The 25,676-nt window shown below is 70.4% G+C and carries 29 protein-coding genes and 1 other RNA gene; 24 read left to right on the top strand and 6 right to left on the bottom strand.

The annotated features are described in order from the left end of the window. The first annotated feature begins 5 nt into the window (after positions 1–5). The 14 genes from WFJ36_RS05170 to WFJ36_RS05105 are packed head-to-tail and all read left to right on the top strand — an operon-like array spanning position 6 to position 10,488. Positions 6–917, top strand: coding sequence for a hypothetical protein (locus WFJ36_RS05170; RefSeq protein WP_336642788.1), 912 nt, complete (start codon positions 6–8; stop codon positions 915–917). A gap of 17 nt (positions 918–934) precedes the next feature. Then, positions 935–2,065, top strand: coding sequence for a Gp37-like protein (locus WFJ36_RS05165; protein ID WP_336642787.1), 1,131 nt, complete (start codon positions 935–937; stop codon positions 2,063–2,065). A 6-nt stretch (positions 2,066–2,071) separates the two neighbouring features. Next, on the top strand, positions 2,072–2,980 hold the full coding sequence (locus WFJ36_RS05160) for a hypothetical protein (RefSeq protein ID WP_336642786.1): 909 nt from the start codon (positions 2,072–2,074) through the stop codon (positions 2,978–2,980). 18 nt (positions 2,981–2,998) lie between these two features. After that, positions 2,999–3,571, top strand: coding sequence for a hypothetical protein (locus WFJ36_RS05155; protein WP_336642785.1), 573 nt, complete (start codon positions 2,999–3,001; stop codon positions 3,569–3,571). A gap of 3 nt (positions 3,572–3,574) precedes the next feature. Further along, positions 3,575–5,002 carry a hypothetical protein gene (locus tag WFJ36_RS05150; RefSeq protein WP_336642784.1) on the top strand — a complete coding sequence of 476 codons (1,428 nt, stop codon included), beginning with the start codon at positions 3,575–3,577 and terminating at the stop codon, positions 5,000–5,002. 10 nt (positions 5,003–5,012) lie between these two features. Continuing rightward, positions 5,013–6,362, top strand: a complete 1,350-nt coding sequence (locus WFJ36_RS05145) for a PKD domain-containing protein (RefSeq protein ID WP_336642783.1) — start codon at positions 5,013–5,015, stop codon at positions 6,360–6,362. After that, positions 6,363–6,887 (top strand): hypothetical protein, encoded by a 525-nt coding sequence (locus WFJ36_RS05140; protein ID WP_336642782.1) that lies wholly within the window; start codon positions 6,363–6,365, stop codon positions 6,885–6,887. A 14-nt stretch (positions 6,888–6,901) separates the two neighbouring features. After that, entirely contained in the window at positions 6,902–7,597 is a 696-nt protein-coding gene (locus WFJ36_RS05135) for a M23 family metallopeptidase (protein WP_336642781.1), read from the top strand. Positions 7,598–7,602: 5 nt separating this feature from the next. Further along, a complete protein-coding gene (locus WFJ36_RS05130) occupies positions 7,603–8,088 on the top strand; it encodes a hypothetical protein (RefSeq protein ID WP_336642780.1) in 486 nt (161 codons plus the stop codon). A gap of 14 nt (positions 8,089–8,102) precedes the next feature. Further along, positions 8,103–8,471, top strand: coding sequence for a hypothetical protein (locus WFJ36_RS05125; protein WP_336642779.1), 369 nt, complete (start codon positions 8,103–8,105; stop codon positions 8,469–8,471). After that, positions 8,468–8,701 (top strand): hypothetical protein, encoded by a 234-nt coding sequence (locus WFJ36_RS05120; protein ID WP_259952418.1) that lies wholly within the window; start codon positions 8,468–8,470, stop codon positions 8,699–8,701. Before WFJ36_RS05125 ends, WFJ36_RS05120 begins: the two co-directional genes overlap by 4 nt. Position 8,702: 1 nt before the next feature. Next, positions 8,703–9,047, top strand: a complete 345-nt coding sequence (locus WFJ36_RS05115; RefSeq protein WP_336642778.1) for a phage tail fiber protein — start codon at positions 8,703–8,705, stop codon at positions 9,045–9,047. Positions 9,048–9,064: 17 nt separating this feature from the next. Beyond that, positions 9,065–10,186, top strand: coding sequence for a hypothetical protein (locus tag WFJ36_RS05110; protein WP_336642777.1), 1,122 nt, complete (start codon positions 9,065–9,067; stop codon positions 10,184–10,186). Continuing rightward, entirely contained in the window at positions 10,183–10,488 is a 306-nt protein-coding gene (locus tag WFJ36_RS05105; protein WP_336642776.1) for a hypothetical protein, read from the top strand. The genes WFJ36_RS05110 and WFJ36_RS05105 overlap by 4 nt, the downstream gene beginning before the upstream one ends. A gap of 271 nt (positions 10,489–10,759) precedes the next feature. Here WFJ36_RS05105 and WFJ36_RS05100 read toward each other — a convergent pair whose 3' ends face one another. From WFJ36_RS05100 to WFJ36_RS05090, 3 genes are all read right to left on the bottom strand, one after another. Further along, positions 10,760–10,960: a hypothetical protein gene (locus WFJ36_RS05100; protein ID WP_336642775.1), complete on the bottom strand. Its 201-nt coding sequence runs from the start codon at positions 10,958–10,960 to the stop codon at positions 10,760–10,762. A gap of 78 nt (positions 10,961–11,038) precedes the next feature. Beyond that, positions 11,039–11,173, bottom strand: coding sequence for a hypothetical protein (locus WFJ36_RS05095; RefSeq protein WP_336642774.1), 135 nt, complete (start codon positions 11,171–11,173; stop codon positions 11,039–11,041). Then, complete coding sequence (locus WFJ36_RS05090) at positions 11,170–12,042, bottom strand: tyrosine-type recombinase/integrase (protein WP_336642773.1); 873 nt, start codon at positions 12,040–12,042, stop codon at positions 11,170–11,172. Before WFJ36_RS05090 ends, WFJ36_RS05095 begins: the two co-directional genes overlap by 4 nt. Positions 12,043–12,327: 285 nt before the next feature. Between WFJ36_RS05090 and WFJ36_RS05085 the strand changes: the two genes are divergently transcribed. Together WFJ36_RS05085 and WFJ36_RS05080 are read left to right on the top strand one after the other, a co-directional pair. After that, positions 12,328–13,215 carry a TIGR01777 family oxidoreductase gene (locus WFJ36_RS05085; protein ID WP_071329455.1) on the top strand — a complete coding sequence of 296 codons (888 nt, stop codon included), beginning with the start codon at positions 12,328–12,330 and terminating at the stop codon, positions 13,213–13,215. Positions 13,216–13,279: 64 nt separating this feature from the next. Further along, positions 13,280–14,233: an L-lactate dehydrogenase gene (locus tag WFJ36_RS05080; protein WP_292790194.1), complete on the top strand. Its 954-nt coding sequence runs from the start codon at positions 13,280–13,282 to the stop codon at positions 14,231–14,233. Between the two features lie 34 nt (positions 14,234–14,267). On the opposite strand, the gene WFJ36_RS05075 is transcribed toward WFJ36_RS05080, so the two are convergent. Next, complete coding sequence (locus tag WFJ36_RS05075) at positions 14,268–15,032, bottom strand: SDR family oxidoreductase (protein WP_292790192.1); 765 nt, start codon at positions 15,030–15,032, stop codon at positions 14,268–14,270. A gap of 100 nt (positions 15,033–15,132) precedes the next feature. Between WFJ36_RS05075 and WFJ36_RS05070 the strand changes: the two genes are divergently transcribed. Continuing rightward, positions 15,133–15,969, top strand: a complete 837-nt coding sequence (locus WFJ36_RS05070) for a helix-turn-helix transcriptional regulator (protein WP_336642772.1) — start codon at positions 15,133–15,135, stop codon at positions 15,967–15,969. Positions 15,970–15,979: 10 nt separating this feature from the next. Here WFJ36_RS05070 and WFJ36_RS05065 read toward each other — a convergent pair whose 3' ends face one another. Next, positions 15,980–16,819, bottom strand: a complete 840-nt coding sequence (locus WFJ36_RS05065) for an aldo/keto reductase (protein WP_292790188.1) — start codon at positions 16,817–16,819, stop codon at positions 15,980–15,982. A gap of 100 nt (positions 16,820–16,919) precedes the next feature. Here WFJ36_RS05065 and WFJ36_RS05060 point away from each other — a divergent pair, with 100 nt between their 5' ends. From WFJ36_RS05060 to rnpB, 4 genes are all read left to right on the top strand, one after another. Then, entirely contained in the window at positions 16,920–17,303 is a 384-nt protein-coding gene (locus WFJ36_RS05060) for a YchJ family protein (RefSeq protein WP_071329451.1), read from the top strand. Positions 17,304–17,340: 37 nt separating this feature from the next. Beyond that, positions 17,341–18,078: a zinc ribbon domain-containing protein gene (locus WFJ36_RS05055; protein WP_336642771.1), complete on the top strand. Its 738-nt coding sequence runs from the start codon at positions 17,341–17,343 to the stop codon at positions 18,076–18,078. 22 nt (positions 18,079–18,100) lie between these two features. Then, positions 18,101–19,801 carry a bifunctional 3'-5' exonuclease/DNA polymerase gene (locus WFJ36_RS05050; protein WP_336642770.1) on the top strand — a complete coding sequence of 567 codons (1,701 nt, stop codon included), beginning with the start codon at positions 18,101–18,103 and terminating at the stop codon, positions 19,799–19,801. 24 nt (positions 19,802–19,825) lie between these two features. After that, positions 19,826–20,182, top strand: an RNA gene (gene rnpB / locus WFJ36_RS05045) — RNase P RNA component class A. A gap of 74 nt (positions 20,183–20,256) precedes the next feature. Here the strand turns inward: rnpB and ppgK are convergent. Beyond that, positions 20,257–21,003 carry a polyphosphate--glucose phosphotransferase gene (gene ppgK / locus WFJ36_RS05040; protein ID WP_136052455.1) on the bottom strand — a complete coding sequence of 249 codons (747 nt, stop codon included), beginning with the start codon at positions 21,001–21,003 and terminating at the stop codon, positions 20,257–20,259. 81 nt (positions 21,004–21,084) lie between these two features. Between ppgK and WFJ36_RS05035 the strand changes: the two genes are divergently transcribed. The 3 genes from WFJ36_RS05035 to WFJ36_RS05025 are packed head-to-tail and all read left to right on the top strand — an operon-like array spanning position 21,085 to position 25,647. Beyond that, positions 21,085–21,324 (top strand): SPOR domain-containing protein, encoded by a 240-nt coding sequence (locus WFJ36_RS05035; protein ID WP_336642769.1) that lies wholly within the window; start codon positions 21,085–21,087, stop codon positions 21,322–21,324. A 2-nt stretch (positions 21,325–21,326) separates the two neighbouring features. Next, on the top strand, positions 21,327–22,664 hold the full coding sequence (glnA, locus tag WFJ36_RS05030; protein WP_071329447.1) for a type I glutamate--ammonia ligase: 1,338 nt from the start codon (positions 21,327–21,329) through the stop codon (positions 22,662–22,664). Between the two features lie 7 nt (positions 22,665–22,671). Continuing rightward, positions 22,672–25,647: a bifunctional [glutamine synthetase] adenylyltransferase/[glutamine synthetase]-adenylyl-L-tyrosine phosphorylase gene (locus tag WFJ36_RS05025; RefSeq protein ID WP_336642768.1), complete on the top strand. Its 2,976-nt coding sequence runs from the start codon at positions 22,672–22,674 to the stop codon at positions 25,645–25,647. The last annotated feature ends 29 nt before the right edge of the window (positions 25,648–25,676 follow it).

Below are 25,676 nucleotides of genomic sequence, written 5' to 3'. Positions count from 1 at the left end.
ACGACATGCCGATCATCCTGTCCGTTCCGGTCGCGCCGGAGCATGTGCCGGCCCCTGACTGGTCGCCGCTGCCGATGTCGTGGACCGGATGGGACGGGTCGGTGTGGCCTCTCGTCGGGGCCGAGGCGAGGAACCCTCGTCTCGGCCGCGGCGTGAAGGGGCTGCACATGCCGAAGTTCACGGTGCAGAAGTCGTCGTCGTTGCTCATCCCCGGCGCGGAGGTCGAGGGGTACTCGATCGACGAGCGCGAGGTGTTCTGGCCGGTGCTATTCCGGGCGGAGACGCCGCGCGATTGGCTGGCCGAGCACGGTGCGTTCTTCGACTCGTTCCACCCCGTGAAGACGGGGACGTGGACAGTCGGGTCCGGCGTCGACGCGCGCACGCTTCCCCTGCGTGGGGACTTCAGCGGTAACCACGTCTTCGACCGTGACCCGGTGCTGTCCCTGTGGACGATGGTCGGCCTCGAGCTCGAAGCGCCCCGGCCGCTGTGGCGGGGTCGTGCGATCAAGCAGCGCTTCGAGAACTCGGAGGGTGTGCCGTTCATCGACCCGGCCGGGTCGCCTCCGCTGCACATCTCGCGGGGTGCGTCGTTCGCCGAGGCCGCCGTGAACAACCCCGGCGATGAGCCGGCGTACATGGTGCACACGATGGAGGGCCCGCTCGATCAGGTCGTCATCGGCTTCGGTGACGCGCTGATCGATGTGCCCTTCCCGGTCCCTGCTGGGTCGGTGCTCGTGATCGACACCGACCCGAGTTCGCGCCTCGCGACGCTCGACGGTGTCGACGTGACCCGCGAGCTCGGCTTCCAGATGTTCGCCCCCGTGCCCGCGAAGGGCGCGACTCCGCTCACGCTCATCGCCGACGGCGGGGGTGCCGTGACCGTCGAGATCACCCCGCTCTACTGGCGGGCGTTCTGACCCGGAAGGGGGCCGCGATGCGACGCTCCTACCTCCGGACGGTCCTCACCGACGCCGACGGCGAGTACCTCGCCGACTTCCGCGGGACGGGCACGGTAGTCCAGCGGGCCTACCAGACGCACACGGCGGCGATGGTGATCCCGGGGAAGCACCCGGCGGTCGCGGCGCTGCTGGCCGCTGAGGAGCCGCGCGGCGAGGTGTGGATGATTACCGAGGACGTGGACGCTGGGACGCTCTCGCGGGAGCGTGTGACCAGCGGCAGGGTTATCTCGGCGCGGGGGTCCGGTCCGTTCGGTCCGGCGACCGTGAACATAGCCGACGACAAGTCGCTGCTCGACACGGTGCTCGGCTGGCCGAAGCCGACGGCGGGGCTGACCGGGCAGAACGTCGAGTACGCGGTGTACACGGGGCCGACGGAGACGGCCGTCAAGGCTGCGATCGCGGCGAACGCGACCCGCCTCGGCCTGCCGTGGGACATCGTGCCCACGCGCGGCGTCGGCCCGGCGACGAGGCTCGAGCTGCGGATGCACGACCTGACCCGCATGGTCATGCCGGTCCTCGAGTCGGCTCGCCTGATCCTCACGGTCGAGCGGCAGGACAACGGCCGGTGGATGGTCGACGTCGTCGCCGGCGACACCTACACGGGTGCGCTCACCCCGGAGTCCGGGGTGCTCGCCGAGTGGGAGTGGACGATCCAGTACCGGACCGCGACGCGCGGTGTCGGCGGCGGCCGTGGCGATGGTGTCGACCGGCAGTTCAAGCAGTACATCGACACGGCGGCGGAGGCCGCGGTCGGGCTCCCGCTCGAGGTGTTCCTCGACGCCCGTCAGACGGAGGAGGGCGTGGACTTCACGCCGGAGATCGTCGAGGAAGTGAAGTCGCGCCGGCCGTCGGCGGGCTTCACCCCGCAGATCCAGGAGGCCGGGTGGTTCCGGTTCCCGGACGCGTACCGCATCGGCACGCGTGTCCCGGTGAAGGCCGGGGCGTTCGAGGTCGACGACGTCATCACCCAGATCGAGATCGTCCACGACGACAAGGGCTTCCGGGTGACTCCGACGATCGGGCTCGCGACGGCCGACCCGCAGCAGCAGCTCCTCAACCTAGTCCGGCAGTTGGCCTCGCAGGTGCGCGGCCTCGAGCGGAGGTAACTCACGATGACCATCACCAGCGTCGGATACGCGGGGACGATCACCGACTCGAACTGGCGCCGGATGGCGACGGCGGCGGTCGGGTCGCTCTACGGCGTCGATGACTTCACGTCTTTCCGGGTGACGGCCGGCCCCGGCGACCGGGCACTAGCCGTCGCCGACGGCGGGGCTTTCGGCCTCGGCGTCCGCGACGAGATGGACACGCCGATCGTCCTGAACGGCGACCCGGTCGCGTCGGGCTCCCGGTGGGACCTCGTCGTGCTGCGCCGTGACTGGAACGCGAAGGAGACGACGCCGCTCATCATCGCGGGCTCGCCGACGAAGGCGCTCCCGGACCGCTACACCGGGTGGGGAACGCAGAACGATCAGCCGCTCGCGCTCGTTCGGTTCGCCGCCGGGCAGTCGACGGCGCAGGAGATCGTCGATCTCCGGTGCATTCCGGCGGATGCCGGCGTCGTCGCGTTCGACCCGCTCACCCTGTCCTACCTCGATCGGGTCGGTACGCAGGTACGGATCGGCGACACGCTCTGGACGCGAACGGTGAACGCGACCGGCTCGCCGCTGTGGGTGTCGACGGACCTGACCGACACCGGGTGGGTGAACGTTCCCCTCGGCCCGAAGTGGGCGGCTATCTCGGGCTATCCCCTGCGGGTGCGCCGCGTGGGGCCGGGGGTTGAGATCCGCGGAGCTGTGAAGCAGACGACCGGCGCAAGCCTCACCAACCTGGCAACCGTGCCGGCGCTGTTTCGGCCGGTGGGGAATGTGCCGCTCGGGACGGCACGCACGAACTCGTCATACTCCGGCGGCCTGTTCCTGAACGCTGCTGGATCCATCGGGATCGACAACGACTACGCGTCTGGGGTCCTCGCATCTGGGGCCTACGTGATGATCCACGGCAACTGGTTCGTGGGCTGAGAGAGCGAGGGATGAGTCATGGCTGAGGACTACTACGACGCGAAGCTCGCGCTGAACCCGGAGACGGGCAACGTCGTGCCGAGCGCGCAGGCGCAGGTCTACGCGATCGAGGACGTCACGTTCTCGACGCCGCTGCCGATCACCGACCTGTCGGACATTCCGATCGCGATGCTCGTCGCGTCGCCGACGGGGATCTACCCGCCGTTCAAGGTCGCGACGGGCGACACGAGGGTCAACATCGTGTCGGGCTCGATGGTCACCCCGGCCACCTCGGCTGAGGGGTCGCGGGGCCTGCCCGGTCCTGCCGGTGACGACGGCATCGGCCTCCCTCCGGCGGGCACCCTGCCGGACGGGTACGTCCCGATCGTCGCGTCGGGCGAGTGGACCGCAGGCCCGATGGCCTCGGGAGGCACGGGCGGCGGGTCGTCGTCGATGCTCGAGGTCTACTGGGTGGAGGGTCAGGGCTGGCCGACACTGCCCGCAACGCCCCCTCCCGGGATCAAGTCGCGGTGGTTCATCGGCGGCCCGTCGGCCTACACCGGCGTGACGTGGGCGGGTGTCCGCGACATCTACGTCGCCCCGGGGGTGTGACCGATGCCGAACCCGATCCCGGGCGTGCTGTACCAGCGCACGCACCCTGACCCTGCCTGGTACGCACCGGGCAGGCCGACGCTGAACGCGCCGACTCCCGCGGTCGGTGCGGACTGGACCGAGGACGCCCCGCCGTGGAGGTTCACGAACCCGGCCGAGCTCACCGCCCGGTGGCCTGCAGGGGTGAAGATCGTCGACATCCAGACCGGATCGTCGGACTTCTACACGAACCTGATGAGCACGGTGAACGCGGCCGGCGGGCGCGTCGTCGTCCGGCTCGGTGCCGGCGTCTACCGGCTCAACCAGTTCCGGCTCGCCGGGACGTCGGGACTCGCGACGTACGCGTTCGGGTTCTTCTTCCCGAACCTGCAGGGCCTCCTCGGTCAGGGCGCCGACAAGACGTTCGTGCAGATGGACGCGAACAGCATGTCGCAGGCGCAGTTGAATGACCTCTCGCAGATGACGAAGGCGTCGTTCAAGCCGAACCAAATGGGCTTCTGCCGTCTCGACGGGACGGCGTCATCGCCAGTACTGATCTCGGGGCTCACGTTCCGGGCGGCGGATCAGCAGCTCATCACGGCGCTCGCGTCGGACCTGTCCGACCTGTACCGCCCGCAGCCGGCCCCGCATCAGGGACTCGTCATCTATAACCAGTCGTACGGGATCGTGTCGCACGTCCGGTTTCAGGGGGCCGCGCGTGCCCTCAACTCTCAGCCGCCGTTCGAGCAGGCGAACGCGAACTCGCAGCGCGGGAACGTGCAGTGGATCCGATGCGAGTTCGACGGCCGCCGGTCGCCGGCGCTCGATCCGGCACGCCCGCGTCGGTGCGCCCCGATCATGCTGAACAACGAGGTCTCGTCGACGCTCGAGGACTGCTGGCTGCACCACTCGAACGTGTCCCGCTATGCGGCGAACGACGAGAACACAGGTCCGACGGGGTCGTACACCCTCACCCGGACCAAAGTCGAGCAGATCACGAACACGCAGAACCGCGACCCCGCGATCAACGGGGGCGCGTCGCTCGGCGGGTACGAGAACGCGTCGCTCTGTGGGTGGGAGTCGAGTAACGCGACGATCACCCTGAACGACTGCATGCTCATCCAGGACAACCCGAACTCGAACTCGCAGTCGCCGATGCACCTGCAGTTCACGTCGGTCGGCAGCCGGAACCCGCAGGGTGGCCGGCTCCGGGTGAACGGTGGCGTCTACCGCCACTCGCAGCACCCGCAGATCAACGGGTTCCTCACGTTCCGAATCTCGCCGGCGACGTACTGGTGGATCGACGGGGTCGCCAACACGATCGACGTCCGCGACGCGAAGGGCGTGAAGCTCACGCCTTATGTCGTGACGACGTCGTGGCCGCCGACCGCATCGGCACTGTCCGCTGCCGGGGTCACCCCGGCGACTCACTTCCTCGTCAGATCGAACTAGGAGACAGACCATGCAGTTCAGGAACGGATTCGAGGCGGGCGCCAACGGTACGGCGATCACCGCGGCGAACAGCGGCGGCGGGTCGGACATCGCGTTCAGCGTGTTCGGTGCCGGCGCGCGGTACTCCAACGTGCGTGCTCACTCGGGCACGTTGTCGTGCGAGTTCACCGACCCGGCGATCGCGACCTACGGTGGCGTGTCGCACACAGCGGAGACGCTGTTCGGCGCGAAGGGCTACGTGCGGTTCACGAGCGCGAACAGCGGCGGCGAGTTCCACCTCGTCGGCCTGTACGACTCGGCGGGGAACAGCGTGCTCATCTTCCGCCTCACGTCGGGGAACCTGCTTCGCCTGTACGCCTCGGGTGGTGGCGGGTCGAACGCATGGGCACCGTCCGCGACGATGCCGACCGGGCAGTGGATCCGGTTCGAGCTGCTCGCCGAGCAGGGCACGACCGCGACGGGCGGCCGGGTGCGCGCGGCAATCTTCGCTGGCGAGTCGACCACGCCGCTCGCGGACTCCGGCTGGCTCGAGGGGATCAACCTCGGCGGCGGGACGGTCGCGATCACCCGCACCCGGTTCGGTAAGGGTGCGGCCGGGTCGAACGCGACGGGCGTGTTCATGGACGATGTGCTGCTGCACACGGGGGCGGACTATGCGTCGTTCCCGACCAGCATCGGCAACGACGCTCCGATCGTGTCGGCGGGTGGCGACCAGACGGTCGCGGGCGGTGCGACGGTGCTCCTCACGGGCACAGCGTCGGACCCGGGTGGTTCGATCGCGTCGACGGTCTGGTCGTTCGTCTCGGCGGCGTCCACGGGCACGCCGACCCTCACGGGTGGGAACACGCTGACGCCGTCGTTCGTGGCAGGTGCGGCTCCGCAGCTCTACACGCTGCAGCTCACCGCGACGGACAACCTCGGCGCGTCGAGCACGGACACGGTCGAGATCCGGGTGCCCGCTTCGGGTGCCGTGGATGCGCGACCCCTGCCGCTCGCCGCGACGAAGGTCGGCGCGTGGACCCGGACCGGCGCGTCGTCCGACGGCGCCGCGCTGGCCGACGAGTCGAACACGACCTACCTCGAGTCCGACGCGGTGTCGGGTGCGGAGCAGAGCATCCGTGTCCGCCTGGCGCCGTCCACGTCCCGCGCGACCGGCAAGGTGCAGGTCACGTTGGGCATGGACTCCGGGACCGGGACGTGGCAGATCCGGCTCTACGAGGGGACGACGCTGCGGCAGTCGTGGACGCAGGCGGGTGTCACCTCGACGCCGACGGCCTACGAGTTCACGATCAGCGCGGGCACGATCTCGTCGATCACGGACTGGTCGAACCTCAGCCTCGAGCTGGGGGTGACTTCCTAGATGGGCGGCCGTGCTTACCGTGCCGGCCTGAACACGCCTGCGACTCCGCCTGTCGGGCGGGCGTATCGGGCGGGGATGGTCGGCACGGCCCCGGCGTCAGCGCCGAAGGGGCGGGTCTTCCGGGTGGCGGCGGTGGGCACGGCGCCCGCGTCGCGCGTCGGTCGGGTGTTCCGGGCCGCGATGTCGGGTACCGCCTCGGTGGTGGTGCTCCCGATCGCGGACCGGACGGTCGAGCCGATGTCGACGGTGTCGCTGACCGCGGTGCTGTCGTCCGGCTTCGCGGCCGACTCGTACACCTGGCGGCAGGTGTCGGGGCCGACGGTGTCGTTCTCCGGCACGGGCGCGTCCCGGTCGTTCACGGCCCCGTCGGCAATGGCCGGCGCGACGGTCGTCATCGGCGTCCGCGCCACCGTCGGCGGCACGACCTCCGTCGAGCGCACGTTCACGGTGAACGTGCTCCCGCAGATCGTGTGGATGCGCACGAACGAAGACCCCGTGTGGCGGGGCGCGAAGATCACGCTCTGAAAGGCGGTCAGATCATGGGTGGAGCACCGACTCTGCGGATGCCGGTGAACCCGGCCTATACGGCGTCGTGGGATTCGCACACGCGGCGGTCGCCACGGTCGAGCGAGCCGGGGACGGACATGTTCGTCCCGATCGGCACGCCCGTCTACGCGCCCGCAGCAGGCGTCGTCTACGGCTACGGCAGCACGATCGGCCCTGCGACGGGCCGCTGGGTGGGTATCGACTTCGACAACGGCCTCCGCTTCCGGGCGCTGCACCTCTCGCGGGTGATGCGCACCGGCGGTCGGGTGAAGGCCGGTGACCTCATCGGCTATTCCGGCGCCTCGGGCTACGGGTACGAGGACTGGTCGAAGCTGCGCACCATGCCGGCCGCGCACGTCCACGTCACCCTGTGGCCGTCGCACGTCACCCGATTCGGGTATCAGCCCGACGGCCGCCCGTGGTCCGTCGATTTCATGCGCTACGTCGCGAAGCCCGCACCCGCGGGCCCGAAGCCGATCAAGAAGGAGGAGGACGCCATGTTCCCCACGATTCTCATCAACCAGGCCAACCCGTCCGGCACGTTCTACCTGTACGACCTCCGCACGCAGAAGGTGATCCGCCCGATCACCCGTGAGGAGAACGCGGCCTTCCGTGTCGCGGAGAAAAAGGGCGCCGCGGTGTTCATCACCGCGACAGCCACCGACTTCAAGAAGGCCGGCGGGAAGTAACCGTGATGGAACGGCGGCCGATCCCCCCGAGGATTCGACATCGGTACGAGGCGATCATCCGCGTCATCGACCTCATCACCTACTTCGCCGTGTTCGTCGGTGGCGTCTATGCCCTCGTCGGCACGCCGAACTCGGTCGTCGATGAGCTCGCCGGGTGGGAGTGGCTGATCGTCCTGTGGGCGTTCCTGCTCCTCCTCGGCGGGTCCGCCGGGTTCGTGGGGCGCCTGACGCGCTGGTGGATGGTCGAGGTGCCGGCGACGGTCCTCGGATCGTTCGGCATCGCGATCTACTTCATCGTGCTCGGCCGGTTCGCGTTCGCCTCGATCACGTCCGCCGTGGCCGTGTCGCTGGTCGCCGTCGCGATGCTCGTCATGGTCCGCCGGTACGCCGAGCTCCAGATATTCGCGACGGAGCCCGGGACCGACTTCCGTACTCGTGTCGCCGCGGCGCTCCGTCGACGGACTGCTGACGTCGTCCGACGACACAGGTAGACGGGGGTCAGCGCATGGAGGATTTCAACTGGGTTGCGCTGGTCGTCGCGGTCGTCGGTGGTGGTGGTGTCGGCGTGGCGATCCGGGAGGTCGTCGGCGTCGTCACCCTCGCCCGGCAGGGTGTCTCCGGCAAGGAGGACAAGCGCCGTTCGGACATCATCGCGCAGCGCGACCATGCACTGAAGATGCAGGCCGAGGCGGAGGCGGGGGAGCGCGCCGCCGACGAGCGCGCGAACCGTGCAGCCGCTCGCGCCGACTACGAGGCCGACGTCCGCCGGCAGTGGCAGGAGGAAGCAAGCCGCCTGCGTCTCATCATCATCGACCTCGGCGCCGACCCCGGACCGAGGCTCATCATCCCGTCACCCCAAGGAGGCACATCATGAGCACCCCCACCCCTTCGACCCCGAACCTCGGGAACGTCGTCGAGAACCCCACCGCCCGGAAGGTCATCTACGGCGCGTACGCCGTGGCGGCCGTCGTCGTCGGCGGGATCGCCGCCTACTTCCTCGGCATCCAGACCCCGATCCCCGAGCAGGTCATCGGCGCGCAGGCCGTCATCGCGTACCTCGCGATCCCGGTGGGCGGCCTGGCGCTCGCGAACACGGGGCGCTGACATGGCGCTCTCGAACGCGGCGAAGGAAGCCGCGGCACTCGCGGTCACCGGGCTCGGCGACCGGATCAGCCTGCACACCGCAGACCCCGGCACGACCGGAGCGAACGAGGCCACCGGCGGGTCGCCGGCGTACGCGCGGAAGCAGACGACGTGGAACGGTGGGGCCTCCGATGGGGTCGTCGCCGGGTCGCCCGTCTCGTTCGACGTGCCGGCCGGGACGTATACGCACTGGGGTGTGTGGACGTCGGGCGGTGTGTTCGTCGCGGGTTTCCCGCTGGCGTCGTCCACGGGCGCGCTGCCTGGTCAGACGACGGTCGCCGTGACTCCGACGTTCACGGCTTCGTAGCCGGAGGGGGGTAGGTCATGGTCGCGCCTGAAGTTGTCGGCACGGCGACGACGTTCGCGTCTGCGACGTCTGGGGCGACCATCGTCCTCGACAAGCCGACCGGGCTGATCGACGGTGACATGCTGGTCGCCGCGCTGCGGACGATGGGCTCGACGTCACCGTCGGACTTCGCCCTGTCGGGGTGGACGCGACGCGGGTACGCGTTCGCTCCGAACGACAGCGCTGGCCGGGTAACGGGCCTCTACACGCACCCCGTGTCGTCCGCGGCGTCGGAGCCGGCGACGTACACGTTCACGAAGTCGGTGGCGGATGCTCGCCGCGTCGGCGCGATGTTCATCGTCCGGGGCGTCGACCTCGCGAACCCCGTCGCCGGGAACTCGGTCGGCTGGGACGCGACCCCGACGCCGCGGATCCAGCTGAACGCGTTCGCGGTGGACACGACGGACGCCGCCCTGCTGCTGTATGCGTGGGGTAACGAGGTCACGTCGCCGAACGCGACGGCACCGACGATCATCCCGGGTGCGGAGATCGCGCTCGTCCCGTCGTCGTCCGGCACGGGCGCGACCCGGTCGGTCGTGTGGGTCGGGTGGGAGTCGATCGCTGCGAGCTCGTCGGGGAACAAGAGTCTGACGTGGACGAACGTGAATGGGCCGGCGGCGACGGGTGTCGTCCTGCGGGGCCTGAACGTGGTGTCGCGGACGGGTGACGGTTCCGTGTCGGTGGTCGGGTCGGCTACGCGTGCCCTGGCTGTCGCTGTGGCGGCGTCTGGCGGCGTTTCGGTGTCCGGGTCGGCGTCGGCTACGGTGACCGTTTCTCGGGCCGCTGACGGGGCTGTGAGCGTGTCCGGTGCCGCGGCCGTGGCGGTCGCGGTGTCGCGTGCTGCGGATGGTGGCGTGACGGTCGTCGGCGCGGCGGTGGCTGTGGTCGGTGTGGCGGTCGCTGCACCGGGTGCGGTGACGGTCGGGGCCGTGGCGTCCGTGGCGCTGGCCGTGGCGGTCGAGGCGGTCGGGTCAGTGCTGGTCGTCGGTACGGCTGTCGTGCAGGGCCCGTCGTTCCCGGACGTGCTCACGCTCGCCGGCGGCGTGGATCAGTACACGCTCGACGGATCCGTGGAGGTCCTGACGTTGGAGGTCCGATGATTACCGTGAAGCAGGGCGACCGGGTGCCGGTGGCGCTGACCGTGAACCATGACCTCGGGGCGGCGTCGGTCGTCCTGGCGGTGAAGCACCTCTCCCGGTCGGCTCTCGCCGAGACGGTCGACGTCGATGTGACGGACGCCGCGGCGGGTGAGGTCCAGTTCACGCTCGATGGGACGTGGGCGCGTGGCGACCATTACCTCGAGCTGAAGATCACGCAGGGCGAGGAGTTGCGCACGGCCCCCTCGGAGGGGACGTTCGTGGTCCGGGTCGTCCCGGCGATCATCCCCCCTCCGACGGAGTAGCCGTTCCCCGGTCCTGTGCGCCCGTCTCCGGGCCGATCATCCACCCCTGGGCATCATCACCCGCCCGGGGGATCCCGACCCCCAGAAGGAGGTAATCCCCATGCCGTTCACCCGCACGAACGGGCGACGCCGCGACCCGCAGCGTCCGACCCTGTGGCAGCGCATCCGCGCCTGGCTCCGCAACCTGTTCCGCTAGGCCGTCCGCGGCCCCCCACACACACGAACCCCCCATCCATGCCTCCGGGCGCGGATGGGGGGTTTCGTCGTTTGGTCAGTCGCCTGGGCTGGTCATGCTGTCGAAGCTGCGCTTCACGGAGATCGACATCACGCCGAGCACGGCGGCGATGAGCAGGCAGATCACCCCGGTCGGCGGGGCGAAGAACAGCAGCGCGATACCGGCGAGTGCAGTGACGGCCGAGAGCCCGCCGAACACGACATAGGTCCAGAACGTGAACAGGTTCCATCTGCGCATGAGCCGAGCATAGCGATCCAGAATCCCCCTCGTTAGCCCTTCGGGTGACGAGGGGGATTTCGTGCGTTCACGGGGCGGTCAGGTGTCTTCGGCGTGGATCGCTTCGAGGATGCGTTCGACCAGTCCTTCCGGGACGGGGTCGCAGGAGGCGGGTTCAGTGGTGGGGTTACCCGCCTCCTGCTCGGGGCGCGCGTCGGGATTCGCGCGGGTCATGCTGCGGCCTCCATCCGGCGGCCGGACCGGGCCGGGATCTGCCGAGGCCGGAGGGCGACGATCGACGCCTGCTTCCGCTGCTCGCTGACGCCGGTGTAGACCTGCGTCGTCGACAACGACTCGTGCATCATGAGTTCCTGCACGACCCGGATGTCGACGCCGCTCTCGACGAGGTCGGTCCCGAAGCCGTGGCGGAGAGAGTGGGGCGTGAGTCGCGGGTCGGTGATGCCCGCCCGCACCTTCGCCTTCGTGATGAGGTCCGTCACCGATGACGCCCGTATGTGGGTGGTCGGGTTCTTCCGCGCCGGGAACCACCAGTCGTGCGCCGGCATCGTCGCGGCGAGCTCCCGCACGGTGGGGTGCAGGGGGAGGCGCCGTTCCTTCCGGCCCTTCCCGACGGTGCGGATCGTGTTCGTCAGCACGTCGATGTCGTCACCGTGCACTGCGGCGATCTGCGACACCCGGAACCCCTGGTAGTACCCGACGAGGATCATCGCCCGCGTCTTCCGGTACGCCCCGGACTCGAGCATCGCGTCGACCTGCTCCCGGGTGAACGGACGCGGCTCGCCCTTCGGGACGCGGATCGCCGGGAGCTTCGTCGCCGGGTTGTCGTCCCGCAGTCCCTCCGTCTGCAGGAACGTGTAAAACGCGAGGATCGCACCCCGCTCGGTCCGACGTGTCCCGGCGGCGACCCCCTCCCGGCCAACGTGTCGGCGCAGGGAGAACACGTCGCAGTCGACGAGGCGTCCGGTCGTGGCGGCGAGCGTGCGAAGGATGCTCGCACGGTTGCGGATCGTGGTCGGCGCGAGGTTCTGCGCCCGCTGGTAGTCGGCGAACATGTCGAGTGCGTCGACGTCGTGGTCGTGCATGTCGTTTCCCCCTCCGGAAAGCGATGAGATCGGGTCCAGGGACGGTATCGGCGGATCGCCGACGGACCCTAGACCCTTCCGATGCATGCGCTTTCCTGGATACGGTCAGGTGTGATCGTGCCAGCGGTCAGGCCGACTTCGCGGACCGCCGTTCGGCGAGGGAAACGACCGGGCGCATCTGCGCGGCGGGCATGAACTGGGGTCCGAACTTCCGCGACTTCACCGTGGATGTCGTCGGTTCGATCCCGGCAGGGCCCACCCGTAACGTTTGCAGCGGGGAGCGCAATGACGCGACGCATCGTCATCAGCGGGGCATCAGGCCTCATCGGTTCCGCTCTCGCCGCCTCTCTGCGGGCGGACGGCATCGAGGTGACCACCCTCGTGCGACGTCCCCCGCAGGCGGAGGGCGAGATCGAGTGGGCTCCGGGTGAGGCGTCCCTGGATCCCGACGCACTCGCCGGGGCGGAGGCCGTCGTCGCCCTCGGGGGTGCGAGCGTCGGCCGGCTGCCGTGGACGCGTGGGTACCGCCGCCAGCTCGTCGAATCACGGCTCGACGCGACGAACACGCTCACCACCGCTCTGCGCGCCCTGCGTACCGACGCGCCCGCCTTCCTCTCCGCTTCCGCCGTGGGCTACTACGGATCGGCGCCCGGCGAGGTGCTCACCGAGCACTCCGGCCCGGGGAGTACCTTCCTGGCCGACCTCACCGTGCGCTGGGAGACGGCAGCGCGACGAGCGGAGGACCACACGCGGGTCGCCCTGCTGCGGACGGCACCGGTGATCCACCGCCGGGGTGTGCTGCGGCCCATGATCACGCTGACGAAGCTCGGCGTCGCCGGCCCGCTGGGGCCGGGTACGCAGATCTGGCCGTGGATCTCGTTGGACGACGAGGTGCGTGGCATCCGCCATGTCCTCGAAGAGAAGCTCGCGGGACCCGTCAACCTCACCGGGCCGACCCGGGCGTCCGCGAACGACATCGGTCGCGCGCTCGCGCAGCGGATGCACCGGCCGTTCTGGCTGCCCGCTCCCCGGTGGGCCCTGCGCCTCGCCCTCGGCGATGCCGCCGACTCGTTGCTGCTCCCGGACGCCGACGTGCGCCCCGAGGCGCTGCAGCAGTCCGGCTTCCGATTCACCCATTCCACAGCAGCCGAAGCGGTCGCCGCCGCGATCTGACGAGCCCGCGATTCTCCCGGCGAGACCCCTGCCGTCGCAGCGCTCGCGCTGTCAGGATGGGCGCATGGAGATCATCGAGAACTCGAAGCTCACCGTCGTCGGCGCCGGAAGCGTCGGATCGAGCGTGGCCTATGCGGCTCTGATCCGGGGATCGGCCCGCCACGTCGCCCTGTACGACATCGCGACGGAGAAGGTCGAGGCGGAGGTACTCGACCTCGCGCACGGCACGCAGTTCACCGGCAGCAGCGACATCATCGGCGGCAGCGATATCTCGGTGGCGGCCGGTTCCCACGTCGTGGTCATCACCGCGGGAGCGAAGCAGAACCCGGGGCAGACGCGCACCGAGCTCGCCGGCGTGAACGCCGGCATCATCCGGCGCATGATGCCGGAGCTGCTGTCCGTCGCGCCGAACGCGGTCTATGTCATCGTCACGAACCCGTGCGACGTGCTCACCGTCATCGCTCAGCAGGAGACGGGCCTGCCCCCGGAGCGCATCTTCGCCTCCGGAACGGTCCTCGACACCTCCCGGCTGCGCTGGAAGCTGGGGGAGCGGGCGGGCGTGTCCACGGCCAGCGTGCACGCCCATATCATCGGGGAGCACGGCGACACCGAGTTCCCGCTCTGGTCGCGGGCGACGATCGGCACGGTCCCGATCCTCGACTGGGAGACCCCGGAGCACCCGCGCTTCACCCTGGAGGAGCTGGACGAGATCGCCGTCGACGTCCGGGACGCCGCCTACAAGGTGATCCAGGGGAAGGGCGCCACGAACTACGCGATCGGGCTCTCCAGCGCGCGCATCGTCGAAGCGATCCTCCGAGACGAGCACGCGGTGATGCCCGTGAGCACGGTTCTCCGCGACTTCCACGGGATCGACGGCGTCGCCCTGTCCGTGCCGTCCATCGTCAGCGCCGCCGGGGCCGTGCCGATCCGCACGACGGCGTTCTCGGATCGCGAGCTCGACCTGCTGCGGCAGTCCGCCGACGCGCTCACCGCGGTCGCCGCATCCCTGCAGGAGTGACGGCTGGTGGGGCGGCGGTCCGCCCCACCGGGGTTCACCGGCCGTGCGGATCGGTGCGGTTGAGCATCACGACGACGTCGTCGTAGTCGCCGCGCGCCTCGCCGTAGCGGAGGAACTTCACCCGCTCGACCTGGATCTCGGTCGCGTCCGGCTGGGTCTCGATGAGCGTCATGACCTCGTCGATGAACGCGTCCAGCGGCAGAGCGGCCTCGTTCTCCGCATGCCCGGGCATGAGGTCCGTGCGCACGGCGGGCGGTTCGAGCTCCTGCACGGCGACGGTCGTGCCGGTGAGCTGCAGCCGCAGCGACTCGCTGAGCATGTGGATCGCCGCCTTGCTCGCGTTGTACGTGGGCGTGACCTTCAGGGGTGCGAAGGCGAGACCGGAGGAGACGGTCATGATGGTCGCGGCGGGCTGGGCCCGCAGGTGCTCGATGAAGGCGGCGATGAGACGGATCGGGCCGAGGATGTTCGTCGTGACGGTCTCCTCCGCGGTGGACAGGAAGCCGGCCTGCGTGGTCCAGTCCTCCGTGCGCATGATGCCCGCCATCGTGATCAGCACGTTCAGAGTCGGATGCGCGGCGAGGACCGCGGCCGCGGCCTCGCTGATGCTCGCCGGGTCCGCGGTGTCGACGCGGACGGTGTGGAGCGCGGGATGCGCGGCGGTGATCGCGGCCAGCCGGTCCTCTCGGCGTCCCCCCACGATCACGGTGTTGCCGCGCTCCTGCAGTCGGAGGGCCAGCGCCAGGCCGATCCCGCTCGTCGCGCCGGGGATGAAGATGGTGTTTCCGGTGATGTCCATGACCCCAGCCTCGGTGCTGCACCGGCGCCGTTCCAGAGACGGCTGATCGGGGGATCGGCGGTCCCTGGATCCCGTCCCGTGTCCGGGGGATACTGCACGGATGGATCGCGATGCCCTGGCCGACTTCCTCCTGCGCCGTCGGGAGGCGCTCCGTCCCGCCGATGTGGGTCTGCCTGAGGGGCCGCGTCGACGGACGACGGGACTGCGGCGGGAGGAGGTCGCGCAGCTGGCGACCATGTCGACGGACTACTACACGCGTCTCGAGCAGCGCCGGGGCCCGCAGCCGAGCGCCCAGATCCTCGCCGCCCTCGCCCGTGCGCTGCGGCTGTCCTCGGACGAGCGCGACTACCTCTATCGCCTCAGCGAACTCAGCGCTCCCGATCGGGCGGTGATCACCGACTACGTCCGTCCCGGCATCCTCCGCGTGCTCGACCGTCTGCACGACACCCCGGCGTTCGTGGTCTCGGCACTCGACGAGGTGCTGGTGCAGAACGACGCCTCCCGGGCGCTGATCGGGGACGCGAGCGGTCTGACCGGACTCGACCGGAGCGGCATCCATCGCTGGTTCGCGCGACCGGAGGAGGAACGGCGGCGATACCGGGAGGTCGATCACCCCCGGCAGTCACGGGCGCTGGTGGCGGCGTTGCGTGCAGCGTACGGCACCATGGGAGCGCGGTCACGGGCGGGGGAGATCGTGGCGGATCTGTCGGAACGGAGCCCCGAGTTCGTGCGGCTCTGGGCGGCCCACGAGGTCGCCCGTCGCTTCGAGCAGCACAAGGTGATCGTCCATCCGGAGCTGGGGGAGATCGAGGTGGACTGCCAGGCGCTGTTCACCGAGGACGAGTCGCAGGCGCTCATCGTTCTCACAGCGCAACCCGGGAGCGAGGCCGCCGGGAAGCTCGAGTTCCTGCGCGTGCTCGGCACGCAGAGCGTCTGAGCCCTCGCGCTCAGGACTCCTCGTGCACGGCGGGATCGCCGTCGAACAGGCGCCCGTCCGCGCGTCCGAGTGCGGTGATCGCGGCGACCTCCGCGTCGTCGAGCACGACGGCGGCGGCCGCGAGGTTCGCCGCCTGGTGATCCGCGGACGACGCCTTCGGGATCGCGACCGTCTCCCTGGCCACGTGCCAGGCGAGGACGGTCTGCGCGGTCGTGATGTCGTGAGCGGCGGCCACCTCGCGGACGACGGCCTCGTCGAGGAGGGCCTGCGCACGCCCCAGCGGGCTCCAGGCCTCGGTGAGGATGCCGTGCTCCCGGTGGTAGGCCAGCTGCTCCTCCTGCGGGAAGTACGGGTGCACCTCGATCTGGTTCACGACCGGCCGGACCCCGGTCTCCCGTTCGATGCGCTCGAGATGCTCGGGGAGGAAGTTCGAGACGCCGATCTGGCGGACGACGCCCCGCGCCTGGGCGTCCACGAGCGCCTCCCACGCCTCGACGTACTCGTCCTGGCTCGGGTTCGGCCAGTGGATGAGGTGCAGATCGGTCGCGTCGAGGCCGAGGCGGGAGCGGCTCTCCTCGATGCTGGCGGTCGCCGTCGCGTGGGCATGGTGCCGTCCGGGGAGCTTCGTCGTCACGATGACCTCGGAGCGGGGGACGCCGGAGGCCGCGACGCCGCGCCCGACGGAGCCCTCGTTCTCATAGTTGAACGCCGAGTCCACGAGGCGGTAGCCCGCACGGAGGGCCTGGGCGACCGCGTCGGCTCCGGCGTCGCCGTTCAGCCGGTACGTGCCGAGACCGAGTGCCGGCAAGGCGAAGCCGTTGTGGGCGCGGAAGGTGGGGACAGCGGTCATCGATGCTCCTGGCGTTGGCGTGCTTCCAGCGTAGGGCGAGTTGGCGCCGCACGGCCCTCCGCGCGATGCTGGCAGGCATGATCCTGATCGTCGCGACCTCATGACGGCGTCCTTCCGCTGCCCCTGCGCTTCGGGGGACGCCTTCGCCGCGTGCTGCGGGCCCCTCCTCGACGGCGCTCCTGCCCCGACTGCCGAGCGGCTGATGCGCTCCCGGTACACCGCGTTCGTGCGGGAAGACGGGGCGTACCTGCTCCGCACCTGGCACCCGGACACGCGACCGGAGACGATCACCTTCGAGCACGACCTGGAGTGGCGACGCCTGCTGATCGTGGATCGCGTGGCGGGCGGCCCCTTCGACACGGAGGGCGTGGTCGAGTTCGAGGCGTTCTGGCGGCAGGGCGGCACGCGCGGATCGCTGCACGAGCGCAGCCGCTTCGTCCGTGAGAACCGGACGTGGTTCTACGTGGACGGCGACATCCGGTGATGCGGCGCTCGGCCCGGCAGCGACTAGATTTGAGAGCGTGAACGCCACCCCGGAGAACCAGCGCACCCTGCTCGACATCGCGGACCTCGACCGGCGCATCGCGCAGGCGGAACGTGCCCGCACGCAGCCGAGCCAGGCGGGCCGGATCGCCGAGCTCGTCGCCATCCGTCAGGAGCAGCTCCGCGAGCTCACCGTCCTGACCGGCGCCAGGGACGACGCCCGCACCGAGCTCTCGCGGCTGGAGTCCGACGTCGCGCTGGCCGAGCAGCGGCGCGACCGGGACGCCCAGCGCCTCGCCGCGGCCACGAACCCGAAGGAGGCGCAGGCTCTGGAGCACGAGCTCGCCAGCCTCGCCAGGCGTCTGAGTGACCTGGAGGATGCGGAGCTCGACGTCATGGGCCGGGTCGAGGAAGCCGACGCCGCCGTGGCCGCGCAGCAGGCGCTGCTGGATGCGACGACCGCGGAGGGGAGTGCCCTTACCGCGCAGGGCAAGGCCGACGTCGCTGCGGCGACCGAGCTCGGCGCCCAGCTGGCCCGCGACCGGGAGGCTGTCGCCGCCACCGTTCCCGCGCCTCTTCTCGCGGAGTACGATCGCCGCGCCGCGAACAGCGCCGGAGCCGCGCTCCTCACCCGCGGGACCTGCGAAGGCTGCCGCATGATGCTCCCCGGCACCGATCTCAACGAGATCCGTCGCGCGCCCGAGGACGAGGTCGTCTCGTGCCCCGAGTGCGGCTGCATCCTCGTGCGCACCGAGGAGTCGGGACTCTCTTCATGAGCGCATCCGGCCTGCACCGCCCGTGACGGCGCCGGCGTCGGGCCCGGAGCGACGCCTCGCGCTGGTCGGCCTCGGTGCGGGGGAGTATGCCGCGATCGAGCTGGACGAACACGACGAGGAGCAGCAGCGTACGCTCCTGCCCGCGGCGGAACTCGCCGGATGGGTGGCCGCGGTCGAAGCCGCCGACGCCCCGCGGTGGATCATCCGCAGCGCGGCCGAGATCTACGCGCTGCTCCTGAGCGAAGGCGTGAGGATCACACGCAGCCACGATCTCGTCCTCTGCCACGCGATCCTGCGCGACACGGCCATGGTGTCCACGCCGCTGGCACCCGCCGCGGCGTGGGAGCGCCGCGACCCGGTCGACACCACCCCCTCCCTGTTCGAAGTCCTCGACGAGGAGTCCGGCGAGGACGCGATCGCCGCGGCTCTCGAGCAGTACCGCGCGCAGCGGATCGTGATGGCGGAGGCGGCGGACGGGCGCCTGACGCTGCTGTGCGCCGCGGAGTCGGCCGGCGGGCTGATCGCGGAGGAGATGCGCGTCGCGGGGCTCCCGTGGGACGCCGGGGTGCACGATGCGATCCTCACCGAGACCTTGGGGGCTCGCCCCGCATCGGGCGGGCTGCCTCGACGGATGGTGGAGCGCGGCGACGAGGTGCGGGCCCTGCTCGACGACCCCACGCTGCACCTGGACAGCCAGCCGAAGCTGCTGCGGGCGCTGCACCGCGTGGGGGTGTCGGTGGAGTCGACGAGCAAGTGGGAGCTGTCCGCCCACGAGCACCCGGTGATCGAACCGCTCCTCGCCTACAAGAAGCTGTCTCGCCTGCTCAGCGCGAACGGCTGGAGCTGGCTGTCGGAGTGGGTGCAGGACGGCCGTTTCCGCCCGGTGTACATCCCCGGCGGCGTCGTGACCGGACGGTGGGCATCGGCCGGCGGCGGCGCGCTGCAACTGCCGCGCAACCTCCGCCCAGCGGTACGCGCGGATCCGGGCTGGGCCCTCGTCGTGGCGGACGTCGCCCAGCTCGAGCCGCGGATGCTCGCGGCCATGGCGGCCGACGAGGCGATGGCAGCCGCGGCGCGCGGCGGGGACCTCTACGCGGGGGTCGTCGCGTCGGGTGCCGTCGCGACACGCGAGGAGGCGAAGTACGCGGTGCTTGGTGCGATGTACGGCGCCACCAGCGGCGACAGCGGGCGACTCGTTCCCCGGCTGCGGAAGGTCTATCCCCGCGCCATGGCGCTCGTCGACGACGCGGCGCGTGTCGGGGAGGACGGCGGCATCGTCTCGACCTGGCTCGGTCGCTCCTCGCCGCGTCCGTCCACGGAGTGGATGCGGCTGCAGGCCGATGCCACGGGCGCCGACGCCGACCCCGCCGTGGTCTCCCTCGCCCGCCGCCGCGCGCGGGAGTGGGGGCGCTTCACCCGGAACTTCGTCGTCCAAGGCACCGCGGCGGAGTGGTCGCTCATCTGGCTCGCCGAGATCCGTCACCGTCTGGCACAGCTCCCCGAGGTCTTCGGTGCCGCCGAGGCATCGGGGCCGTTCGCCCGGGAGCCGCACCTGGCGTTCTTCCTGCACGACGAGGTCATCCTGCACACGCCGCAGGAGCACGCGGAAGCCGCCGCCGAGGCGGTGCGCGATGCCGCTGCCGTCGCCACCACCCGCCTGTTCGGCACCTTCCCGATCGACGTTCCGCTCGACCTGCGCATCGCGGACTCCGCAGAGAAGTGAGGCCCCGTAGACTGGAGGGGCGAATGGGTCGACTGGACGGTCGCGTGGCGGGCAACCGCACCGAGGAACGTCCGGGCTCCACAGGGCAGGGCGGTGGGTAACACCCACCCGGAGTGATCCGCGAGACAGTGCCACAGAGAGCAGACCGCCCCGCGAGGGGTAAGGGTGAAAGGGTGGTGTAAGAGACCACCGGGGGCCGTGGTGACACGGCCCGCCAGGTAAACCTCGCCCGGAGCAAGGTCAGACAGAGGATGATGACGCGGCCCGCCGAGTCCTCGGGTAGACCGCTGGAGCGGCACGGCAACGTGTCGCCGAGAGAGATGGCCGTCGAAGGGGCGAAGAACCCCGGAACAGAACCCGGCGTACAGGTCGGCCCATTCGCCTCGAACGCCGAAGGCCCCGATGACTCCCGTCATCGGGGCCTTCCCCGTTGGGTCGCTGAGCCTGTCGAAGGGTCAGTCGCCGGCGAGCGAGGCTGCGCCGATGATGCCCGAGTTGTTGCGGTGGATCGCCGGGACGATCGGCGTCTTCAGATCGAGCAGGGGAAGGAAGTCGCCCGCGTTCTTCGACACACCGCCCCCGACCACGAACAGGTCGGGGCTGAACAGGAACTCGATGTGCGAGTAGAACGCCTGCAGGCGCTCGGCCCATTCCGCCCAGCTCAGGCCCTCGCGCTCGCGTGCCGAGGTAGCCGCATAGGTCTCGACGGACTCGTACTCGCGGAAGTTCAGGTGGCCGAGCTCCGTGTTCGGCAGCAGCACGCCGTCGTACAGGAACGCGGAGCCGATCCCGGTGCCGAGCGTGGTCAGCAGCGTGAAGCCGAGCACATCGCGGGCGGCTCCGTGGCGGGCCTCCGCGACGCCGGCGGCGTCGGCGTCGTTCACGAAGACGATGTTGCGGCCGAGGCCGTCGCGGAAGAAGCGCTCGGCGTCGAAGTCGATCCACTCCTTCGAGACGTTGGCCGCGGAGAGCGTCTTGCCGCGCTTGACGATCGCGGGGAACGCCACGCCGAGCGGCAGGGTCGACTCATGCACGTCGAGCGTCTTCAGGACGGTCTGCACTGCGACGAGGACGTCTTCCGGTGCTGCGCCGGCCGGAGTGGGCACGCGCACCCGATCCGAGGCCATGGTGCCGTGCTCGAGGTCGACGATTCCCGCTTTGATGCCCGTGCCGCCGATGTCGACGCCGATCGCTTTTGCCATGGCCGATAGCTTAGCGACCACGGTGCACGCCAGTAGGATCGATGACATCACCCCAACCGCTCGCGGGAAGAAGGAGCAGCCATGACCGACGGCGATCACAAGTACTGGTACAACTCCGTCACGGGCGAGGTCGAGTTCGGCATGCTGTCGCCGTCCATCGACCGCATCGGTCCGTTCGACACCGAGGCCGAGGCGCGCCGGGCCCCCGAGGTGCTCAAGGAGCGGTCGCGCGCCTGGGCCGAGGAAGAGGCCGCGGAGCCGGGCTGGGACGCGAAGCCGTCCAGTGGCTTCGGTGCGGAGAAGGGCCAGGGCGCAGAGTAGCCATGGACAAGCAGAGGGACTTCGTCCTCCGGACGATCGAGGAGCGCGGCGTCAAGTTCGTGCGCCTGTGGTTCACCGACGTGATCGGCACGCTCAAGTCCGTCGCCATCGCGCCGGCCGAGGTCGAGGGCGCCTTCGCCGAGGGCATCGGGTTCGACGGCTCCGCGATCGAGGGGCTGACCCGCACGTACGAGTCCGATCTGCTCGCCCAGCCCGACCCGACGACCTTCCAGACGCTGCCGTGGCGCGGGGAGATCGACCCGACCGCCCGCATGTTCTGCGATCTCACCACGCCGGACGGACAGCCCGCGGTGGCCGATCCCCGTCACGTGCTGAAGCGGACGCTCGCGAAGGCCGCCGATGCGGGCTTCACGTTCTACACGCACCCGGAGATCGAGTTCTACCTGCTCAAGTCGTCGTCGTTCGGCCCTGAGGGACCCGTCCCTGTCGACTCCGCCGGCTACTTCGACAACGTGCCCGGGGGCACGGCGCACGACTTCCGTCGCCGTTCGGTCCGCATGCTGGAAGACCTCGGCATCTCCGTGGAGTTCAGCCACCACGAAGGCGGGCCCGGCCAGAACGAGATCGACCTGCGCTACGCCGACGCCCTCACCACCGCGGACAACGTGATGACCTTCCGCACGGTCATCAAGGAGGTCGCGATCGAGCAGGGCGTGTACGCCACGTTCATGCCGAAGCCGCTCAGCGGCCAGCCCGGCAGCGGCATGCACACGCACATGTCGCTGTTCGAGGGTGATCAGAACGCCTTCTACGAGGAGGGCGCGAAGTACCAGCTCTCCAAGACCGGACGTCACTTCATCGCGGGTCTGCTCAAGCACGCCAACGAGATCTCCGCCGTGACGAATCAGTTCGTGAACTCGTACAAGAGGCTCTGGGGCGGCGACGAGGCTCCGAGCTTCATCACGTGGGGCCACAACAACCGCTCCGCCCTGGTCCGCGTCCCGATGTACAAGCCCAACAAGGGGCAGTCGTCGCGCGTCGAGTACCGCGCGCTCGATTCCGCGGCGAACCCCTACCTGGCCTACGCGCTCATGCTCGCCGCCGGTCTCAAGGGCATCGAGGAGGGGTACGAGCTCCCGCCGGAGGCGGAGGACAACGTCTGGGCGCTCAGCGACGCCGAGCGCCGGGCGCTGGGGTATTCCGCGCTTCCTGCCAGCCTCGACCACGCCCTGGAGTATATGGAAGCCTCCGAGCTCGTCGCGGAGACCCTGGGCGAGCAGGTGTTCAACTACGTGCTGCTCAACAAGCGCAAGGAGTGGGAGGCGTACCGCGGCCAGGTCACGCCGCTGGAGCTGAAGAACAACCTCGAGCTCCTCTGAGCGCGGCATGGCTCGCCCCGACGCCTCCGTCTCGCTCTCGGCCCTCGCCCGGCTCGGATTCGCCGAGCTGAGCGAGGCCGCGGCGGCGCTGGCGGAGCTCGAGAGCCTGCTCGGCGTGCCGCGCGCGATGCTGCTCGAGGCGGTCGTCGCCGCGGATCCGGATGCGGCGGTCCGTGGGATGCTGCGGGTCGCTCGACGAGACCCCTCCCCGTTGCGAGCGCTCGTCGGCGACGAGGAGACGCGCCGGCGCGTCTGGCGCGTCTTCGGCGCCTCCGTGGGACTGGCGGAGTTCTTCCTGCGGCATCCAGACGAGCTGGACGTGCTGGCCGCACCGATGGACGTGCTCCCCGCGGCGGACGTGTGGCGTGATCGGCTCCTCGCTGCGGTCGGAGCGCAGGACGGGTTCGCCGACTCGGCGGAGGACGGGACGATCGTCGCGCTCCGCGTCGCGTATCGGCGGAACCTCGCGGAGATCGCCGCCTTCGACCTCGGTCACCCGCGCCCCGAAGAAGTCGTCGCCGCGGTCGCCGCCTCCCTCGCGGATCTCGCTGGAGCAGCCCTCGAGGCCTCGCTCGCGATCGCCCGCACCCGCCAGGCGCCGTCCGCCGGTCGCGATGCCGTCGCTGCCACCCAGCTGGCCGTGATCGGCATGGGGAAGGCCGGCGCGCGGGAGCTCAACTACGTCAGCGACGTCGATGTGATCTTCGTCGGCGGCACCACGGACGAGGAGGTGCTGTCCGAGCCGCAGGCGATCGACATCGCCACGCGTCTGGCCAGGGACACCATGCGCCACCTCAGCGCCATCGAGGTCGAGCCGCCGCTCTGGGAGGTCGACGCGGCGCTGCGCCCGGAGGGCAAGCAGGGCGCGCTCGTGCGTTCCCTCGCCTCGCACGTCGCGTACTACGACCGGTGGGCGAAGAGCTGGGAGTTCCAGGCTCTGTTGAAGGCTCGTCCGCTGGCCGGGGATCCCGACCTGGGCGCCGCCTACATCGCCGCGGTGCAGCCGCGCGTGTGGTCGAGTGCGGCCAGGGAGGAGTTCGTCGAGAGCGTCCAGCGCATGCGCGAGCGGGTCATGGAGCACATCGACCCGGAGGACGCCCCGTATCAGCTCAAGCTCGGCGCGGGCGGGCTGCGCGACATCGAGTTCACGGTGCAGCTCCTGCAGCTCGTGCACGGTCTCACCGACGAGTCGCTGCGCACGCGTGGCACGCTGGAGAGCCTGGACGCCCTGGTCGCCGGCGGCTACATCGGTCGGGCGGATGCGGGCACCTTCGCGGACGACTATCGGGTGCTGCGGCTCATGGAGCACCGTCTGCAGCTGCGCGACCTCAGCCGCACCCACCTCATGCCCAAGACGCCGGCCGGCCTGCGCATTCTGGCGCGCAGCACGAAGCTGGCGGACACGGGGGAGGGCGTCTGGGCGCGGTGGGAGAGCGTCCGTCGCGAGGTGCGCGACATCCATACCCGCCTCTTCTACCGCCCGCTGCTGAGCGCCGTGGCCGGACTGCCCGAGGAGGAGCGCACCCTCTCCGCGGAGCAGGCACACGACCGGCTCGCCGCGATCGGGTTCCGCGACCCGGCAGGAGCGCTGCGGCATATCGGCGCGCTGACACGCGGGCTGAGTCGCAAGGCGACGATCCAGCGGCATCTCATGCCCGTCATGGTGCGCTGGTTCGCGGACGGCAGCGACCCCGACTACGGTCTCCTCGCGTTCCGCCGCATCAGCGAACGGCTGGGGGACACCTCGTGGTTCCTGCGCATGCTGCGGGACTCGTCCGGCGCCGCGGAGAGCCTCACCCGACTGCTGTCGTCCTCGCGGTACATCGGCGAGCTGCTGGAGTGGATCCCGGAGTCGGTGGCGTGGCTGGACAGCGCTGAGCGGCTGCGTCCGCGGAGCGCGCAGGCGCTCGACGACGAGGCCCGAGCGATCCAGACGCGCCATGAGACGGTCGCCGATGCGCTGCGAGCCGTGCGGGCCCTGCGGCGTCGCGAGCTCCTGCGCACCGCGATGGCGGCCGTCCTCGACGTCGTCACCATCGAGGAGGTGGCCACCGCGCTCACCGACATCACGGATGCGACGATCCAGGCCGGCCTCCGCGCCGTCCTCCGCGAGGTCGTGCCGCCCGAGGACGCAGCGCTCGACTTCGCGGTCATCGGCATGGGGAGGTTCGGCGGTGCCGAGCTCGGCTTCGGGTCCGATGCCGACGTCCTGTACGTGTACGACGCGAACGGCGTGGACCCGGGCCGAGCAGAGAAGCTCGCGACGAGGATCGTGGCGGGACTCCGTGAACACCTCACCGATCATCGCCTGCCTCTCGACCTCGACGCGGGTCTGCGGCCGGAGGGGCGCAACGGTCCGATCGTGCGGTCGCTCGACGCCTACGCGGCCTACTACCGCCGCTGGTCGCTGTCGTGGGAGGCCCAGGCGCTGCTGCGGGCGCGCGGTGTCGCCGGGAGCACGAAGCTCATCGGGCGGTTCATGGAGCTCGCGGACAGCATCCGGTATCCCGAGACGGTCGACCTCCAGGGTCTCCGGGAGATCAAGCGGATCAAGGCGCGCGTGGAGGGGGAGCGGCTGCCGCAGGGCACGGACCCGCGTCGTCATCTCAAGCTCGGGCCGGGGACACTCAGCGACGTGGAGTGGCTCGTGCAGCTCCTCCAGCTTCAGCACGCGACCGACGTGCCGGGCCTCCGCACGACATCCACGCTGCGGGCGCTGGACGCCACGGTCGAGGCCGGGCTCGTCGAGGAGGACGACGCCGAGCGCTTGCGGGCGGCCTGGCTGCTGTCGAGCCGTCTCCGTTCGGGCATCACCCTGCTCACGGGGCAGACGAGCGACGTCCTGCCTGCCGACCGCCGTCAGCTGGATGCCCTGGCCCGTCTGCTGGGCTATCCGCCCCGGTCGGCGACACCGCTCGAGGAGGACTACCTGGCGGTCACGCGGCGCGCGCGACGGACCTTCGAGCAGCTCTTCTACGGCTAGACGGCCGGTCGAGTTGCACGATCGTCCTC

The sequence above is a fragment of the Microbacterium sp. MMO-113 genome (assembly GCF_037148555.1).
Lineage (GTDB): Bacteria > Actinomycetota > Actinomycetes > Actinomycetales > Microbacteriaceae > Microbacterium.
The sequence above is the reverse complement of the archived record's forward strand: the minus strand, read 5'-3'. Positions and strand labels throughout refer to the sequence as shown.

What these genes read in the sequence shown, in the direction of transcription:
- WFJ36_RS05170 (WP_336642788.1), top strand. Translation starts at nt 6, where the DNA reads ATGCCGATCATCCTGTCCGTTCCGGTCGCGCCGGAGCATGTGCCGGCC.
- WFJ36_RS05165 (WP_336642787.1), top strand. Translation starts at nt 935, where the DNA reads ATGCGACGCTCCTACCTCCGGACGGTCCTCACCGACGCCGACGGCGAG.
- WFJ36_RS05160 (WP_336642786.1), top strand. Translation starts at nt 2,072, where the DNA reads ATGACCATCACCAGCGTCGGATACGCGGGGACGATCACCGACTCGAAC.
- WFJ36_RS05155 (WP_336642785.1), top strand. Translation starts at nt 2,999, where the DNA reads ATGGCTGAGGACTACTACGACGCGAAGCTCGCGCTGAACCCGGAGACG.
- WFJ36_RS05150 (WP_336642784.1), top strand. Translation starts at nt 3,575, where the DNA reads ATGCCGAACCCGATCCCGGGCGTGCTGTACCAGCGCACGCACCCTGAC.
- WFJ36_RS05145 (WP_336642783.1), top strand. Translation starts at nt 5,013, where the DNA reads ATGCAGTTCAGGAACGGATTCGAGGCGGGCGCCAACGGTACGGCGATC.
- WFJ36_RS05140 (WP_336642782.1), top strand. Translation starts at nt 6,363, where the DNA reads ATGGGCGGCCGTGCTTACCGTGCCGGCCTGAACACGCCTGCGACTCCG.
- WFJ36_RS05135 (WP_336642781.1), top strand. Translation starts at nt 6,902, where the DNA reads ATGGGTGGAGCACCGACTCTGCGGATGCCGGTGAACCCGGCCTATACG.
- WFJ36_RS05130 (WP_336642780.1), top strand. Translation starts at nt 7,603, where the DNA reads ATGGAACGGCGGCCGATCCCCCCGAGGATTCGACATCGGTACGAGGCG.
- WFJ36_RS05125 (WP_336642779.1), top strand. Translation starts at nt 8,103, where the DNA reads ATGGAGGATTTCAACTGGGTTGCGCTGGTCGTCGCGGTCGTCGGTGGT.
- WFJ36_RS05120 (WP_259952418.1), top strand. Translation starts at nt 8,468, where the DNA reads ATGAGCACCCCCACCCCTTCGACCCCGAACCTCGGGAACGTCGTCGAG.
- WFJ36_RS05115 (WP_336642778.1), top strand. Translation starts at nt 8,703, where the DNA reads ATGGCGCTCTCGAACGCGGCGAAGGAAGCCGCGGCACTCGCGGTCACC.
- WFJ36_RS05110 (WP_336642777.1), top strand. Translation starts at nt 9,065, where the DNA reads ATGGTCGCGCCTGAAGTTGTCGGCACGGCGACGACGTTCGCGTCTGCG.
- WFJ36_RS05105 (WP_336642776.1), top strand. Translation starts at nt 10,183, where the DNA reads ATGATTACCGTGAAGCAGGGCGACCGGGTGCCGGTGGCGCTGACCGTG.
- WFJ36_RS05100 (WP_336642775.1), bottom strand. Translation starts at nt 10,960, where the DNA reads ATGCGCAGATGGAACCTGTTCACGTTCTGGACCTATGTCGTGTTCGGC.
- WFJ36_RS05095 (WP_336642774.1), bottom strand. Translation starts at nt 11,173, where the DNA reads ATGACCCGCGCGAATCCCGACGCGCGCCCCGAGCAGGAGGCGGGTAAC.
- WFJ36_RS05090 (WP_336642773.1), bottom strand. Translation starts at nt 12,042, where the DNA reads ATGCACGACCACGACGTCGACGCACTCGACATGTTCGCCGACTACCAG.
- WFJ36_RS05085 (WP_071329455.1), top strand. Translation starts at nt 12,328, where the DNA reads ATGACGCGACGCATCGTCATCAGCGGGGCATCAGGCCTCATCGGTTCC.
- WFJ36_RS05080 (WP_292790194.1), top strand. Translation starts at nt 13,280, where the DNA reads ATGGAGATCATCGAGAACTCGAAGCTCACCGTCGTCGGCGCCGGAAGC.
- WFJ36_RS05075 (WP_292790192.1), bottom strand. Translation starts at nt 15,032, where the DNA reads ATGGACATCACCGGAAACACCATCTTCATCCCCGGCGCGACGAGCGGG.
- WFJ36_RS05070 (WP_336642772.1), top strand. Translation starts at nt 15,133, where the DNA reads ATGGATCGCGATGCCCTGGCCGACTTCCTCCTGCGCCGTCGGGAGGCG.
- WFJ36_RS05065 (WP_292790188.1), bottom strand. Translation starts at nt 16,819, where the DNA reads ATGACCGCTGTCCCCACCTTCCGCGCCCACAACGGCTTCGCCTTGCCG.
- WFJ36_RS05060 (WP_071329451.1), top strand. Translation starts at nt 16,920, where the DNA reads ATGACGGCGTCCTTCCGCTGCCCCTGCGCTTCGGGGGACGCCTTCGCC.
- ppgK (WP_136052455.1), bottom strand. Translation starts at nt 21,003, where the DNA reads ATGGCAAAAGCGATCGGCGTCGACATCGGCGGCACGGGCATCAAAGCG.
- WFJ36_RS05035 (WP_336642769.1), top strand. Translation starts at nt 21,085, where the DNA reads ATGACCGACGGCGATCACAAGTACTGGTACAACTCCGTCACGGGCGAG.
- glnA (WP_071329447.1), top strand. Translation starts at nt 21,327, where the DNA reads ATGGACAAGCAGAGGGACTTCGTCCTCCGGACGATCGAGGAGCGCGGC.
- WFJ36_RS05025 (WP_336642768.1), top strand. Translation starts at nt 22,672, where the DNA reads ATGGCTCGCCCCGACGCCTCCGTCTCGCTCTCGGCCCTCGCCCGGCTC.